Raw genomic sequence first — 13,957 nt, 5'->3', positions numbered from 1 at the left:
TCGCACAGAAACCAACCATCCGATCCGTCATGCCTCAATATCCTCCCGGAAGACACGTGTTCCAGCCGATATCACTTTCAATACAGAGTGTTTCAGGTCAGATTCCACCTACCAATTCTGACCAATACTGACTGAATCTGACGACCGGGCTGGCTTACTGGAGCGCATTCGTGATCATTGTTCGGTCGAACTCATTGTCAGGCCGTGCGACGCTGCTTCTTTCCCGGCTCGCGCAGTGTCTAGGCCATGCTGGCCTCATTCAGCGCCATCACAACGCGCCAGCCTGCTCGCATGTTTGACCTGCTCGCATGTCTGACCGGCCCGCATGTCTGAGATGTAAACAGCGACCTGCCGCGTAAACGCCTTCCCTTTCGTTCTGGAAGCGAGGGGGGCATGATGGGCAAAACCGTGTGCAGCGACGGTTTCAAAGTAAGAAAATCTGGCTTATGGGCCAATAAGCCCCGCATGGCTGACCAGTGCGACCTCTTCGGAGGAGATCACAGTGCAGGGAACGATAACGCCCCGCTCTTCACCGAAACCGGTCAGTCAAGCAGAGGCCTGACGCTCCCATAACGTGTCAGGCTCCAGTGTGTCCGCACATTTTATGGCGCAGGTAATTCATGCTGTTTTCAATCGCCGTTATTATTTGGCCGCACGCTGCAACCGTTCTATACAGCGTCTGAATCTGGTTTCCACGCAAAGCTCCAGGGGACACAATGGCATTTTTGTCGCGGGTGGCGGCAGGCGCGATCACGCTGTTTGCACGTTTCATCACCGCTGTACGCGCCGACTGGCAGGGCATCGAGCCGGTTCCCCGTCAGCGCGTCTATTTCGCCAATCATGTGAGCCATGGCGATTTCATCCTGCTATGGACGGTGTTGCCGCCGCGCATGCGCCGGCAGACCCGGCCCGTCGCCGGCGCCGATTACTGGCTGAAATCACCCGTCAGGCGCTTCATCGGCCGTGACGTGTTCAATGCGGTGCTGATCGACAGAAACCGGGACACGCGCGCAAGCGACCCCATCGGGCAAATGGCCGATGCGCTGGATGGCGGGGCCTCCCTCATCATCTTTCCCGAAGGCACGCGCAACGAGACCGACGCGCCGCTGCTCTCTTTCAAGAGCGGCATCTACCATCTGGCCAAGGCGCGGCCAGACGTGGATTTCGTTCCGGTGTGGATCGACAATCTGAACCGCGTCATGCCCAAGGGCGAATTCGTGCCCGTACCGCTCATCTGCACGGTCACGTTCGGTGAAGCCATGCGGGTCGGTGATGACGAAACGAAAGAGGCTTTCCTCACCCGGGCGCGCGATGCGCTTCTTTCCCTCTCGGCAGCTTCGGAAGGTGACGCGTGATGAGCGAACATCAGATCGACCTTTTGAAACTGCTCGGCGGATTGGCCGGCGTGCTGATTGCGGCATCGCTGGTGGGCTATGTGCTTCAGCGCAAATTCTCGCCCGATGGCTCCAACACGGCCATCGAAAACCTCAACGACCGGGTGAACGCCTGGTGGGTGATGATCATCCTCATGGGCGGCGCGCTCATGTTCGGCCGGGTTGGCGCGATCCTGCTGTTCGCTTTTGCATCATTCGCCGCACTGCGCGAATTCGTAACGCTGACCAACACGCGGCGCGGCGACCACTGGGCGCTCGCCTCGGCCTTCTTCATCTTCCTGCCGCTGCAATATTATCTCATCTATATCGACTGGTACGGCCTCTATTCGATCCTGGTGCCGGTCTATGCGTTCCTTCTTCTGCCCATTGTCTCGGCGGTGCGCGGCGATACGGATCATTTCCTCGTCCGGGTGGCGGAGGTGCAATGGGCGCTGATGATCTGCGTCTTCTGTGTGTCCCACGTGCCCGCGCTCCTCACGCTGGATATCCCCGGCTATGAGGGACGCAATTTGCTTCTGATCGCCTTCCTCGTGGTGGTCGTGCAGTCGAGCGACGTCCTGCAATATGTCTGGGGCAAGCTGCTCGGGCGCACGAAGATCGCGCCCAACCTCTCACCCTCCAAGACACTGGAAGGTTTGATCGGTGGCGCGCTCAGTGCAACGCTGGTGGGCGCAGGGCTGTTCTGGATGACGCCCTTCACCCCGGTTCAGGCCGGGCTTCTGTCCTTCGTCATCGTGCTTCTGGGCTTTTTCGGCGGGCTCGTCATGTCGGCCATCAAGCGTGATCGCGGCGTGAAGGACTGGGGGCATCTGATCGCCGGGCATGGCGGTTTCATCGACCGGCTGGATTCGGTCATCTTCTCGGCCCCGATCTTCTTCCACCTGGTGCGCTACTGGTGGTCGCTCACATGAGCCCTGCGCTTGCCCGACTGGCGAGATCGAACGCCGTTCACATGGCGTTCGCGTTTCTCGCCATGGGAAGCTGGGCCGTGTTCGCCAACCGGGGGCACGCAATGCCGCGTCCGCTGGTGGCGGGCATGGTGCAGGGGCTTTTGTCCGCCTGCATCACACTGTTCCTGAAACGCATCGTGGAGTGGCTGACCAGCCGCTTCTCCGGCCTTGGCGCGCTGGTTCTGCCGCCGCTCATCGCCTGCCTCGTTTCCGCAACGCTTCTGTCCGCGATCCACGCGGCGGCGGGCACACCCGAACTCCTTGCGACGGTCGCCCTGCCGCTGACGGTCGCCACATCCTATGCCGCCCTTTACACCTACACCCTATGGAGCGCCCGACCGTGAGCGATACTGAGAACCGACGTCCGCTGGCCAGCCGCGACACCGGCTGGGCGCACAGCATCACGCGCTGGCTGGCCGCCACATCCATCACACCGAACCAGATTTCCATGGCGAGCATGGGCTTTGCGGCCCTCGCCGGTCTCGCCCTTTGGCAGGCGGGATCTGCCGATGGCGTGATCCGGGCAGTGCTTCTCATTCTGGGCGGGCTGTTCGTGCAGTTCCGCCTCCTGTGCAATCTGTTCGATGGCATGGTTGCGGTCGAGGCGGGCAAAAGCGCGCCGGACGGCGCTTTCTGGAACGAGTTTCCCGACCGAATTGCTGATATCGCGATCCTCATCGGTGTCGGCTATGGCCTTGGCCTGCCAGCACTTGGCTGGGCGGCGGCGGGTTTTGCCGTTCTGACGGCTTATGTGCGCGAGCTCGGTCGCGCCTGCGGCCAGCAGGCAGACTTTTCCGGCCCGATGGCCAAGCCACACCGCATGGCGACCATCACGGCGGCGGCCGTGCTGTCGCTCTTCGAGCCGCTCTGGAACGGGCGCGGTGAAGTGTTGACCGTGGCGCTATGGATCGTGGCCATCGGCGCGGCCCTCACTGCGCTGCGCCGTTCGGCGCGTCTGGTGAAGGCGCTTCGCGGATAACGCGTTTCGCTTTGGGCTGAAATCCGCACAAATACGAGAGCAGATCGAGCATCGCGCCATCACCCCGTTTGAAATCCGGGGTGACGGCATGTCCGTTGTCAGTCCGCCGCACTCGCCAGCGCATCGCGGCTGGCGGTGAGGAAGATTTCCGCGTTTTTCGACAGTGACGGGCCGAGATAACCGCCCTCCTGGATCAGCGCAGTCGGCAGGCCGAGACCAACGATCTCGCGCGCCATGGTCGCGAACCCTTCGCCTGTAAGTTTCACCTCCGACAGCGGATCGTCTTCCGCCATGTCGAGGCCGAGCGAAACCACCAGCGCTTCCGTGCCGAAATCCCTGAGCGCCGCGAGCCCTTCGCGAAAGCGCGTCAGGATCGTCTCGGTGTCGGAGCCGGGTTTCAGGCAAAGATTGAGCGTCGCGCCCTCGCCTTCGCCCTCGCCACGCTCATCCTCATAACCCAGATAATAGGTCGGGTAGAGATCCGGGTCCGTGTGCAGCGAACAGACGAAAACGTCACCGCGATCATAGAAGATGTCGAGCGTGCCATTGCCGGTGTGGGTATCGATATCGAGCACCGCCACCTTGCCGAAACGCGAGCGCAGGCTCTGCGCGGCAATGGCCGCATTGTTGAACAGGCAAAAGCCGTTCGAGGCGTTGGAAAGCGCGTGGTGTCCCGGCGGGCGGCACAGGCCATAGACCATGCGCGCGCCTTCCTTCACCCGTTCGGCGGTTTCAAGCGCCGTCTGCGCCGACCAGTAGACCGCGTTCCAAGTGCCTTCCGTCAATGGCACCGACGTGTCGGTCGCCCACCAGCCGAGCTGACCGAAAACGGAGGATGACGGACGCCCCCGGCGCGGGCCGGGATGACAGTTCGGGATCGGCTCCTGATCCGGCGCTTCGGCGCGCCAGCGCTCATAGGCGTCCTTCCAGAAATCCACGTAATCGGGATCGTGCACGGCCTTGATCGGGTCCTCGCCGAAATCGCGCGGGGTCTCGATTGGGAAGGCGTTGCGCCTGAGCATGTCGCGGATGAGGATGGCGCGTTCGGCCTGCTCGGGATGCGGCATGTAGGCCCCGCGCCGGAAATAGCGGGCGGGCGTATGTAACAGCTGACGTTCGTCGAAAATGGCTTTCATTGTCATCCTTCAATATCCGTTGGCTCTGTCGACCACCGTTTCCGGTATCCGTCCTGCCACCACGTCCCTGGCTGCGCGGGCGAGTTGTTCCGCCATGCGCCGGGGTGAGCAGTCGCTTGCCTGATGGGGCGTGACGAGAATGCGCTCATCCGCCCAGAAGGGATGCTCCGCCGGCAGCGGCTCGATGTCGAAGACGTCGAGCGAGGCGGAGGAAAGGCGTCCGCTGTCGAGCGCCTTCAGAAGATCGGCCTCGATCAGATGTTCCCCGCGCCCAAGCTGGATCAGCGCCGCGCCCACGGGCATGCGATTGAAGAAATCGAGATCGAGAAGGCCGCGCGTCTGCGCGGTCAAAGGCAGCACGTTGATGAGGATGGCGGCCTGCTCGGCAACCCGCTCGGCAGCCCCCTCCCCGCTTTCGAAACGCACACCCGGCATGGCGTCGCGTGGTGCGTTGCGCACGGCCGCAACAACGGGAAACCCCATCGCTGTCACCGCGCGCGCGATGGCGCGGCCCATCAGGCCGAAACCCAGAATGCCGACGAGCGTTTCCCGTGGCGGCTTCATCTTTGCCGAGATCAGCCGCGCCCATTCATGCTTCGCTTCATGTACAATGTGATGGCGCATGTTGCGGTGATGCCAGACCACGTGCCACGCCGCGAAACCGGCCATGACATCGCCCTGATCCTCGTCGCGCACACGCGTCACCAGCGCATCGGCTGGCAGGCTCGGGCAGCTGATGATGCTGTCGACACCGGCGGCGATGGAACTTGCCAGCCGCAGATTTGGATAGGGCAGGAAGGCGTCGTCCGCAGGACGCCAGCACAGCGCGAACCGGATCGTTTCGGGATCGTCGATCTCATGGGGATGGCGCAGCCGGATCTTGTCTGCATGGGGTGCCAGCGCCTCGGCGAAAATCTCCCGAAGATCGTATGCGGCACTGAGAAAGACGCCCTCGATCACGTCCTGCTCAGCCATTGCCGGCCTCTTCCTCGATCGGTTCGACCCCGCACCAGTCGGCGATGAAAAGCGCAATCGCACCCGTCACGCGCTTGATGGACGACAGGCTGACGCGCTCGTCGAAACCGTGGATGTTCTCCGTGATCGGGCCATAGACGAGGCACGGCATGCCGGCATAGATCACGAAGACCCGCGCATCGAGATAGCCCGGCGTGACGAAGCTTTTCAGTTCGCTCGATGTGGCCTTGCGATGGGCTTCGGCCAGCGCCTGCTCGGCCTCGGTTCCTTCTTCCAGAACGTAGCCGCGCGCGAAGAACCCGTTCCAGATCACCTCCGGCGGGCGGTTGCCCAGAAACGGATCATCGGCCAGCTCACGCGCCAGATGCGCCTCGATCTGCGCTGCCCGGTCCTTCGGGTCGTCGCCGGGATAGATGGCGATGCGGCAGGAAATCCTGCACCATGCGGCAACGGTGGACGCCCAGTCGCCGCCCTCGATCTTGCCGACATTGAAGTTGATCGGGTGATCGAGTTCCTCGAAATAGGGATAGTTCACCTTTTCGGCGTTCCATTCCTCGGTCAGGCGTTTCAGGCTCTCGATGACGCGGTAGCTCGCTTCGATGGCGTTCGCGCCCGTGCCGGCCTCGCGCACATGCACCGGATGGCCCGACACATTCACCTCGAACCACAGAACGCCGGTGTTGGCCCGCACCAGCATTTCGTCTTCCGGCTCGGGAATGATGGCGGCGTCCGCCGTATAGCCTTCCACCAGACAGGCGAGCGCGCCATTGCCGGTGCACTCCTCCTCAACGACGCTCTGCACATGCACTTTTGCCGCCGGCTGCAGGCCGATGCGACGCAGTGCGTCGAGCGCGAAAATATTCGCCGCGATGCCGGCCTTCATGTCGCCGCCGCCGCGCCCATAGAGCCAGTCGCCCACGCGCTTCGGCTCATAGGGCGGCGAAACCTCCCACATGTCGTGGGGGCCTTCCGGCACAACGTCCATATGGCCGTTGAGGATCAGCGAACGGCCCTTCTCGACGCGCGGCGCATGCGTGGCAATCACATTGACCGCATCGGAATAATCGACGGCCACGGGCGAGAAACCGGGATGATCCCTGATCTTGTCTTCATCGATGTGAAAGGTCTCAACCGCGTAGCCGCGCGCTTCGAGCGCCTTGTGCACGAATTCCTGAGCGGGCTTTTCCTTGCCGCGCAGCGAGGGGAAACGGATCAGGTCTTCCGTAAAGCCGATCTGCTCTTCAAAACCTTCCTCGACTGCGGCGAGGATCTTCTGTGCCAGTTGTTCGTCCACGTTGGTGGTTCCTGCAGATTAGTATTGAGGATGGTGGGAGATGGTGCGCGCTGCTTCTCCCACCGTTACAGGTCGTGCAGCAGCAGAACGTCGAATGCCTGCGCGCGTCATCCCGCCCTCGCCCTTCGACAGGCTCAGGATGAGGGCTTGTGGCGGTGATAGCTGGCTGAGCGCTGGTGTTGGTGTTGGTGAGAACCGGCTCAGGGCTGGTGACAGTGATGAGAGCATGGGGAGGGTTGGGGAAAACGCTTCGGCCGGGATGTCGGCACCCGATGCCACACCCGCCAGCCTCTCCATGCCACTTCCCTCATCCTGAGCCTGTCGAAGGGCGGGGGAAGGTGCACGCACCGCGCTGCCACAGCCACACATAGCAACCATTCTCACCCCGCTGCCGCCAGCTCCTTCTCGCGGCCGGGAATGGCCTCGATCAGGGTCCGGGTGTAGTCGCTCTGCGGATTGTTGAAGATGGCGTGCGCCGGTCCCATCTCCACCACCTTGCCCTTCTGCATCACTGCGATGCGGTCGCAGATCTGTGCGGCGACCCGCAGATCGTGGGTGATGAAGATAAGAGCCAGGTTCAGCCGCTCTTTCAGATCGGCCAGAAGATCGAGCACCTGCGCCTGGATCGACACGTCCAGCGCGGAAACCGCTTCGTCGGCGATGATGACGCGCGGCTCCAGTGCCAGCGCGCGGGCGATGCCGATGCGCTGGCGCTGGCCGCCTGAAAACTCGTGCGGATAGCGGTCGATGGCAAGCGCATCGAGATCCACCAGTTCCAGAAGCTTGACCGCGCGGGCATAGGCTTCCTGTTTGGAAACCCCGTGCGCCATCGGCCCCTCGGCGATGATGCGCCCCACCTTGGAGCGCGGGTTCAGCGAAGCGTAGGGGTCCTGGAAAATCATCTGGATCGACTTGCGCGCCTCGCGCAGCGCATCGCCGGAAAGCTGCGCCATGTCATGACCTGCAAGCTTCACCGTGCCGGAATCCGGCTGCATCAGTCGCACCAGACAGCGCCCGACACTGGACTTTCCAGAACCGGATTCGCCCACAATGCCGAGCGTTTCGCCTTCGCAGAGGGTGAGGTTCACATCGTTGACCGCATGCACGACGCGCGGCTTGGAGAAGAACAGGCCGCCACCGGTGACATAGGTCTTGTTGAGCCCCTCCACCTCAAGGATCGGCGTCTTGCCCACCGGTGCTTCGGCCTCTTCGGCCGCAAGTTTCGGGATCGCAGCGATCAGCTTCCGCGTATATTCGTGCTGCGGATTGTCCAGCACCGCGTCAGCGGTTCCCGCCTCGACGATCTTGCCATACTGCATCACGGCCACGCGGTCCGCGATTTCGGCCACCACACCAAAATCATGAGTGATGAACATCACCGCCATGCCGTGCTTTTCCTGCAGATTGCGGATCAGCTCAAGGATCTGCGCCTGCGTCGTCACGTCGAGCGCAGTGGTCGGCTCGTCGGCGATCAGGATGCGCGGTTCGAGCGCAAGCGCCATGGCGATCATGACGCGCTGGCGCTGGCCGCCCGAAAGCTGGAACGGATAGGCGCGCGCAGCCTTCTGCGGATCGGGAATGCCCACTTCCGTCAGAAGTTCGATGGCGCGGGCAGCGCGTTCCTTCGGCGTAAGCAGACCATGCGCCTCGAACACTTCCGCGATCTGATCTTCCACCCGCATCAGCGGGTTGAGGGCCGACATGGGCTCCTGAAAGATCATGGCGATCTTCTTGCCGCGCAAATCCATCATCTCGGCTTCGGACAGTTTCAGAACATCCGTGCCGTCGAAGATGATCTCGCCGCCGACCGGCCGCACCAGATCGGGCAGCAGGCCCATCGCGGCATTGGCCGACATGGATTTGCCGGAACCCGATTCACCGACAATGCAGAGGATTTCGCCGGGAAACAGATCATAGGTCACATCATCGACGGCGAAGTCGCGGTCGGCGCCTTCCGGCAGCGCGATCTTGAGGTTCTTGATGCTGAGCACTGGGTCTTTCATCGCGCCCTCCTATTTGCCACGCCGCGCAAGGCGGGGATTGAGCGCGTCATTCAGGCCCTCACCGATCAGGTTGAGCGCCAGAACGGTGAGCAGGATGGCAACGCCGGGGAAGAAGGAGAGCCACCAGGCCTGGCGGATGACCGTGCGCGCAGCGCCGATCATGTAGCCCCAGGACATCAGGTTCGGATCACCGAGCCCGAGGAAGGACAGCGAGGATTCCAGCAGGATCGCGGTTGCCACCATCAGCGATGCAAGCACGATGATGGGCGAGATCGTGTTGGGCAGAACCTGCCTGAGAATGATCGTCAGGCTCGTCTGGCCGGAAAGGATCGCCGCTTCCACATATTCGCGTGAGCGCAGCGACAGCACCTCGCCGCGTACAAGACGGGCGACCGGCGGCCAGCTCACAATGGCGATGGCGGCGATGATCGACTGGATCGACGGTTCGAAAATGGCGACCAGAACGATGGCCAGAGCGAAGCTCGGCACGGTCTGGAAGAACTCGGTGAAGCGCATCAGCGCATCATCCGCCCAGCCGCCGAAATAGCCGGCGAGCGCCCCGATCGGAATGCCGATCAGAAGGGCAGCCACTGTCGAGACGAGGCCGACCAGAAGCGAAACCTGTGCACCATAGGCAAGGCCCGAAATGACATTGCGGCCGAGCGCATCGGTGCCCAGCGGATACTGGTCCATGGCGAAGGGCGGCAGGAAGGGCCGCTGCACCATGCGCCAGGGCGACTGCGGGAACAGAAGCGGCGCAAGGATCGCCACGAGAACGACGATGGCGAGGATCGCAAGGCCGATCACGGCGCCGCGATTGCGTGAGAAACGTTTCCAGAAATCAGCCATCATGCCACCCGGATTCTTGGGTCAACGAACCGATAGAGAATGTCGGTGATGAGGTTGAACACGAGCACCATGGCGGCGGACACGAAGAACACGCCAAGAAGCAGATTGTAGTCGCGCTGGGCGAGCGCCTCGAACATCAGGCGTCCGATGCCCGGCCACGCGAAAACGGTTTCGGTCAGAACCGCGCCGCCAACCAGCTGGCCGGCCTGAAGGCCCGCGAGCGTCACCACCGGAAGCATGGCGTTGCGGAAGATGTGGCGACGCTGGATGATGCCCGATTTCAGGCCCTTGGCGCGCGCCGTCTTCACGAAGTCGAGCTGGCTGACCTCCAGCATGGAGGCGCGCGTCATGCGCATATAGACCGCCATGAAGAACAGGCCGAGCGTGGTGGCCGGCAGGATCAGGTGCTGGCCGATGTCGAGCGCACGACGGAAGCCGGTGTAGTTCGCGCCGACCGTTTCGTAGCCGAAGCCCGGAAGCCAGTTGAAATAGACGGAGAACAGAAGCACCGCCATCAGCGCGGCCCAGTAGAGCGGGGTCGCGTAGAAGAGCAGCGCCAGCGTGGAGATGGCCGTGTCCGACCATTTGCCGACACGCGCCGAGGCGAGAACGCCGGCTGCGGTGCCGAGCACCAGCGAGATGACGAAGGCCGTCATCGTCAGAAGCAGTGTGGCAGGCAGACGGTCGAGGATCAGGTCCGCGACGGGCATCTGCTGCCGATAGGAATAGCCGAGATCGAACTGCAGCACGCCCTTCAGGTAAATCCCGAGCTGGGTCAGCAGTGGCTTGTCGAGGCCGAACTGTTCACGCAGCTGGGCGATGAACTTGGCGTCGGCAGCACCCGCTTCGCCCGCCATGACGGCGGCCGGATCGCCGGGGGCGGCGTGGATCAGGAAGAAATTGAGCGTCAGGATGGCGATCAGGATGATCGCCGCCTTGCCCAGGCGCATGAGTATGAAGCGTAGCATCGAGCCCCTGCAGGATCAGAATCAAGGCAGGGATGCGCGGACGGTCTGGCCCGCGCATCCGGATCAGGGTGACGACCTATTTTTCGATATAGGTGTCCTTGAAGCCGTCATTCACGCCAATGGCGGTGGTGACGAGATCCTTCACGTTACAGCGGTAGATGGTCGGGAAACCGAGCTCGAGGAGCCAGGCCACCGGCACATCGTCCACCAGTTTCTGCTGAACCTCGTCGTAGAGCTTCTGGCGCTCTTCGGCTGTCACGGCCACCGCAGCCTTGGCGAAGAGGTCGTCGACCTCCTTGTTTTCGTAGCCCTCGACATTGTTCCACTGCGAACCCTTCGCAATGTTCGTGGAAATGTAGCTGCGGGCGACGCCAAGTGCCGGATCACCGTACTGGTAGAGATAGGTGAAGGCCATGTCGTAGTCCCACTCGGCCAGCTTCTGGTTCCAGCCGGCCACATCGGTGGAGACGATCTCGACATCGATGCCGACCTCGCCGAGGTTTTGTTTCACGGCTTCGGCCCAGCGCTGCCAGGTCTCGCCATAAGGCAGCGGCAGAAGACGCACGGTCTCGCCGTCATAACCCATCTCTTCGAGCAGGGCCTTGGCCTTCTCCGGATCGTAGTCGTACTGGTTCACGTCATCGGTGTAGAAGCGCGTGGACGAGGAGACCGGACCGGTCGAAACCTTGCCGAGACCGTTCCAAAGCGCATCACGCGCGAAATTGCGGTCCATGGCGTACATGACGGCCTGGCGGAAGCGCTTGTCGGCGGTCGGGCCTTCGCGGTTGTTCAGCCACATCCACGACAGCGGACCGAAATACTCCCAGCCCTTGTCGGTGATGCAGGTGTTCTCCATGTCGGCGATGCGCTGCACGTCGAAATTCTCGACCGAGCCGCCGGGCAGGATGTCGACCACGCCGGTTTCGTAGGCAACGGCGCGCGAGGCTGCATCCGGGATCACATGCCAGTAGATCTCGTCGAGATACGGCTTGCCGTCCTCGTAATAGTCCTCGAACTTGGTGAGCAGGATGTGCGAACCCTTCTCCCATTCCGCGAACTTGAACGGACCGGTGCCGATCGGCGTGTTGTTGGCCGGGTTGCTCTTGTACTCCGTGCCTTCATAGATGTGCTTGGGAACCATCGGCATGGTGCCGGCCTCGAAAATGCCGAGGAAGGGACCGAAAGGCTGCTTCAGCTTGAAGACGACAGTGGTGTCGTCGGGCGCGGTGATGGATTCCACATGCTCCAGCGAGGTGCGCAGGCGCGCATGGGTTTCACGCAGGAACACATCGGCGGAGAACACGACGTCAGCGGAGGTGAAAGGTTCACCGTCATGCCATTTGACGTTGTCATGCAGGTTGAACGTGTAGGTCAGGCCGTCCTCGGAAACTTCCCAGGACTTGGCGAGCTGCGGCATGGGCTGCAGCTTTTCGTCATAGCGCAGAAGGCCTTCATAGATCTGGCCGGCGACCATCTGGGTCGGGCCGTTCTGCACGAGGCCCAGCATCAGGCTCGGCGGTTCGGGCTGGATCACCACATTGGCGCGCCCACCCGTAACGGGCTCGGCGTGCAGCGCGGTTGTAACCATGAAGGCGGCGGCGAGTAGGGTCAGTCGTTTCAGCATGGCTATTGTTCCCCTTCTTGCTGACTGGCGCCGGGCGTTCTCCTTTGCCCGCACCGGAAAATGGATTGGCCTCAGGTAACGAGGTCGGGATAGTGCTTGATGGCAAGGCGCTGGAACGCCTCCCATTGCGGGTCCGGCTTGTTGCCGGCGTGGTGCTTGTCCCACCCTTCGTATTGACGGGCGGTCTTTTCGGCGAGTTCCTCATTCACCCGCACCGGCTTGCCGCCGGAAGACATGATCGCAAGCTGGGCGCGGCAGGCGCGCTCCATGTTGAACATCAGCGCAAACGCCTCGCCCACCGTGCGGCCGCAGGTGAGCAAACCGTGATTGCGCAGGATCATCGCATTGCGGTCACCGAGATCGGCAACGAGCCGTTCGCGCTCGTCCAGATCCAGCGCAATGCCCTCATAGTCGTGGAAGGCGATGCGGTTGTGGAACTGCAGCGACCACTGGTTCAGCGGCAGGATGCCCTCCTCCATGGAGGAGATCGCAACGCCCGCGACCGTGTGCGTGTGCAGAACGCAGTGCACGTCGGGGCGCGCGGCGTGAACGGCGCTGTGAATGGTGAAGCCGGCCTTGTTGATGCCCGCGCCATAGCTGTCGCGCAGAATGTCGCCATTGATGTCGACGGTAACGAGATTGGAAGCCGTCACCTCGTCAAAGCGCAGGCCAAACGGATTGATCAGAAAGGCGTGCTCGCCTTCATTTTCCGGCGCGCGCGCCGAAATGTGCGTGAAAATGCTGTCGTCAAGATTGTAGTGCGCGACCAGCCGATAGGCGGCGGCCAGCTCGATTCGCTCTTGCGGCTGTTGAATGTCGGTATCGGCGACAAGCTGCGGCTGTGCGCTCATCCAGTTCTCCCTGCTTTCTGTGCGCCTGCGGGCTTTGGCCCTGCCGGCGCCTTGTCTTGCCAAAGGACTCCCCTCAGAGCCGTGCAAGAAGCATCTAGGCAAACACAGGCGGGGGTAAGTGTCAATTGTCGACAATCGTCATTGATGGTGCCATACTCCCAGCCGCGGCTACCCGCCCTGGTGGCAATTGGCAGGGTGGCCTAACCAGATGCACGGACGGTATGCGTGAGCTTGTTCTCGGAAGTTTCAACGACAGATCTGGTGACACAGATCGCCCGGCAGATCACTGCGGCGATTGTCGCCGGCCAGTTGAAGCCGGGCGAACGCCTGACCGAATTGCAGTTATCGCGGGAGTTTGGCACCAGCCGCGCGCCGGTGCGTGAAGCCGCCCGGCTACTGGAAAGCCAGGGGCTCGTCACCTTCTCTCCGAGGCGCGGCTTCTTCGTCCGCACCTTCAACGCCACCGAGATGCGCGACATCTATGAGTTGAGAATCGGTCTGGAGCTTCATGCGGGCTGTCTCGCCGTGGAACGCGCCACCGAAGCCGATATCGCCGGTCTGGAGGCGCAGCTCAGCCTGCTCTACCAGAACCAGAAGGGCAGCCAGGCCTCCCTCGAAACGCAGATGTTCGAGGATTTCACCTTTCACCGCATGCTCTGCAAGGCCGGCGGCAATGCGCGCCTTTTGAAAGTCTATGACGAACTGGCGATGGAAATGCGCGCCGGCATCACGCTGATCGGCAAGCTCTATGACGATCCGCAGCGCATGGCTGAAACGCATGAGCCAATCATGGAAGCGCTCAAGAAGCGCGACGGAGAAGAGCTGCGCGAGGCCCTTCGATATCACATCGCGGTCGCCCGCGACGAAGTCGTCGCCTTGTTCCATGAGATAGAAAAGGGCGCCTGAAAGCGCCCTCTCCTTTCATGGAATGCAA

13 protein-coding genes are annotated in these 13,957 nt (G+C 62.2%); 5 read left to right on the top strand and 8 right to left on the bottom strand.

Going from position 1 to position 13,957, the window contains the following annotated elements:
* The first annotated feature begins 716 nt into the window (after nt 1-716).
* The 4 genes from AC4PTT_RS21755 to AC4PTT_RS21740 are packed head-to-tail and all read left to right on the top strand — an operon-like array spanning nt 717 to nt 3,323.
* Complete coding sequence (locus tag AC4PTT_RS21755; RefSeq protein ID WP_206553069.1) at nt 717-1,355, top strand: lysophospholipid acyltransferase family protein; 639 nt, start codon at nt 717-719, stop codon at nt 1,353-1,355.
* Nucleotides 1,355-2,305 (top strand): phosphatidate cytidylyltransferase, encoded by a 951-nt coding sequence (locus AC4PTT_RS21750; protein ID WP_113157076.1) that lies wholly within the window; start codon nt 1,355-1,357, stop codon nt 2,303-2,305. Before AC4PTT_RS21755 ends, AC4PTT_RS21750 begins: the two co-directional genes overlap by 1 nt.
* The gene (locus tag AC4PTT_RS21745; protein ID WP_317088437.1) at nt 2,302-2,688 is read left to right on the top strand and encodes a hypothetical protein; all 387 of its coding nucleotides are present in this window, start codon (nt 2,302-2,304) and stop codon (nt 2,686-2,688) included. The genes AC4PTT_RS21750 and AC4PTT_RS21745 overlap by 4 nt, the downstream gene beginning before the upstream one ends.
* Nucleotides 2,685-3,323: a CDP-alcohol phosphatidyltransferase family protein gene (locus AC4PTT_RS21740; RefSeq protein ID WP_206546482.1), complete on the top strand. Its 639-nt coding sequence runs from the start codon at nt 2,685-2,687 to the stop codon at nt 3,321-3,323. Before AC4PTT_RS21745 ends, AC4PTT_RS21740 begins: the two co-directional genes overlap by 4 nt.
* A gap of 98 nt (nt 3,324-3,421) precedes the next feature.
* Here AC4PTT_RS21740 and AC4PTT_RS21735 read toward each other — a convergent pair whose 3' ends face one another.
* From AC4PTT_RS21735 to AC4PTT_RS21700, 8 genes are all read right to left on the bottom strand, one after another.
* Nucleotides 3,422-4,459, bottom strand: a complete 1,038-nt coding sequence (locus AC4PTT_RS21735) for a histone deacetylase family protein (RefSeq protein ID WP_206553066.1) — start codon at nt 4,457-4,459, stop codon at nt 3,422-3,424.
* A 9-nt stretch (nt 4,460-4,468) separates the two neighbouring features.
* The gene (locus tag AC4PTT_RS21730; RefSeq protein ID WP_492162717.1) at nt 4,469-5,434 is read right to left on the bottom strand and encodes an NAD(P)-dependent oxidoreductase; all 966 of its coding nucleotides are present in this window, start codon (nt 5,432-5,434) and stop codon (nt 4,469-4,471) included.
* Nucleotides 5,427-6,728, bottom strand: coding sequence for an ArgE/DapE family deacylase (locus AC4PTT_RS21725; RefSeq protein WP_206995834.1), 1,302 nt, complete (start codon nt 6,726-6,728; stop codon nt 5,427-5,429). Before AC4PTT_RS21725 ends, AC4PTT_RS21730 begins: the two co-directional genes overlap by 8 nt.
* Nucleotides 6,729-7,108: 380 nt before the next feature.
* On the bottom strand, nt 7,109-8,731 hold the full coding sequence (locus tag AC4PTT_RS21720; RefSeq protein ID WP_492162716.1) for an ABC transporter ATP-binding protein: 1,623 nt from the start codon (nt 8,729-8,731) through the stop codon (nt 7,109-7,111).
* 9 nt (nt 8,732-8,740) lie between these two features.
* Nucleotides 8,741-9,580, bottom strand: a complete 840-nt coding sequence (locus AC4PTT_RS21715; RefSeq protein ID WP_113157164.1) for an ABC transporter permease — start codon at nt 9,578-9,580, stop codon at nt 8,741-8,743.
* Nucleotides 9,580-10,548 carry an ABC transporter permease gene (locus AC4PTT_RS21710; protein WP_113157083.1) on the bottom strand — a complete coding sequence of 323 codons (969 nt, stop codon included), beginning with the start codon at nt 10,546-10,548 and terminating at the stop codon, nt 9,580-9,582. Before AC4PTT_RS21710 ends, AC4PTT_RS21715 begins: the two co-directional genes overlap by 1 nt.
* A 76-nt stretch (nt 10,549-10,624) precedes the next feature.
* Nucleotides 10,625-12,172, bottom strand: a complete 1,548-nt coding sequence (locus AC4PTT_RS21705) for an ABC transporter substrate-binding protein (protein WP_297559122.1) — start codon at nt 12,170-12,172, stop codon at nt 10,625-10,627.
* A gap of 71 nt (nt 12,173-12,243) precedes the next feature.
* Entirely contained in the window at nt 12,244-13,023 is a 780-nt protein-coding gene (locus AC4PTT_RS21700) for a class II aldolase/adducin family protein (protein ID WP_113157085.1), read from the bottom strand.
* Between the two features lie 261 nt (nt 13,024-13,284).
* Here AC4PTT_RS21700 and AC4PTT_RS21695 point away from each other — a divergent pair, with 261 nt between their 5' ends.
* Nucleotides 13,285-13,929 (top strand): GntR family transcriptional regulator, encoded by a 645-nt coding sequence (locus AC4PTT_RS21695; RefSeq protein WP_224873312.1) that lies wholly within the window; start codon nt 13,285-13,287, stop codon nt 13,927-13,929.
* Nucleotides 13,930-13,957: the final 28 nt, after the last annotated feature.

It is taken from the genome of Nitratireductor sp. WH36-1, from assembly GCF_058725515.1.
This window is presented reverse-complemented; position numbering and strand designations above follow the sequence as displayed.

What these genes read in the sequence shown, in the direction of transcription:
- AC4PTT_RS21750 (WP_113157076.1), top strand. Translation starts at nt 1,355, where the DNA reads ATGAGCGAACATCAGATCGACCTTTTGAAACTGCTCGGCGGATTGGCC.
- AC4PTT_RS21710 (WP_113157083.1), bottom strand. Translation starts at nt 10,548, where the DNA reads ATGCTACGCTTCATACTCATGCGCCTGGGCAAGGCGGCGATCATCCTG.
- AC4PTT_RS21720 (WP_492162716.1), bottom strand. Translation starts at nt 8,731, where the DNA reads ATGAAAGACCCAGTGCTCAGCATCAAGAACCTCAAGATCGCGCTGCCG.
- AC4PTT_RS21700 (WP_113157085.1), bottom strand. Translation starts at nt 13,023, where the DNA reads ATGAGCGCACAGCCGCAGCTTGTCGCCGATACCGACATTCAACAGCCG.
- AC4PTT_RS21730 (WP_492162717.1), bottom strand. Translation starts at nt 5,434, where the DNA reads ATGGCTGAGCAGGACGTGATCGAGGGCGTCTTTCTCAGTGCCGCATAC.
- AC4PTT_RS21715 (WP_113157164.1), bottom strand. Translation starts at nt 9,580, where the DNA reads ATGGCTGATTTCTGGAAACGTTTCTCACGCAATCGCGGCGCCGTGATC.
- AC4PTT_RS21745 (WP_317088437.1), top strand. Translation starts at nt 2,302, where the DNA reads ATGAGCCCTGCGCTTGCCCGACTGGCGAGATCGAACGCCGTTCACATG.
- AC4PTT_RS21755 (WP_206553069.1), top strand. Translation starts at nt 717, where the DNA reads ATGGCATTTTTGTCGCGGGTGGCGGCAGGCGCGATCACGCTGTTTGCA.
- AC4PTT_RS21705 (WP_297559122.1), bottom strand. Translation starts at nt 12,172, where the DNA reads ATGCTGAAACGACTGACCCTACTCGCCGCCGCCTTCATGGTTACAACC.
- AC4PTT_RS21735 (WP_206553066.1), bottom strand. Translation starts at nt 4,459, where the DNA reads ATGAAAGCCATTTTCGACGAACGTCAGCTGTTACATACGCCCGCCCGC.